At 63.0% G+C, this 514-nt stretch carries 1 pseudogene; it reads left to right on the forward strand.

Features of this window, described 5'->3' with window-relative positions:
* Positions 1–514: pseudogene (locus tag EOA60_RS36670) on the forward strand (hypothetical protein); the annotation flags it as partial.

The following is a 514-nucleotide window of genomic DNA, read 5'->3' on the forward strand; positions in this document are numbered from 1 at the left end:
CTGGGGACCTTCGCAGAGCGCCACCGTCTTCGCCGAAGGCGTGATCTGTCATTCGACCGCCGGACATGGCGGATTCCACCTCTCGCCCGAACGCAACGGCAAGGTCCACGCCGGGCTGCGCGCGGCGGATGGATTCTATGAGGAAGACGCGTGCTGGGCGATCGTCGCCTTCACCTTCCCGCATCTCTTTACCAGCTTCGAACGCCGTTCTGCGGAACGCACCATGAAGGACAGCTTTCCGGATGCGTGGGAAGCGATCACGGGCAATGTGCTCCAGCCTGGCGAATCCTGGAAGAAGGACGAGCGCACGTTTCTCGCCGAGCATGCCGACCACTGGATCGTGGTCTCGGCCATCACGTCGGATCACGAGAAAGGATTCGTTGAGGTCATCGCCACGCCAGGCGGCAAGCGCGGTCCGGGAACCGAGGAGCGCCGTTTTCTCATACCGTCCACCGAGTACCGCGTCGGCCGCTTCGGCATCATCGTCGATGAATTCCGCCACCAGGCCTACGAC

Origin of the sequence: Mesorhizobium sp. M1A.F.Ca.IN.020.06.1.1 (genome assembly GCF_004023265.1) — a bacterium.
Taxonomy (GTDB): Bacteria; Pseudomonadota; Alphaproteobacteria; order Rhizobiales; family Rhizobiaceae; genus Mesorhizobium.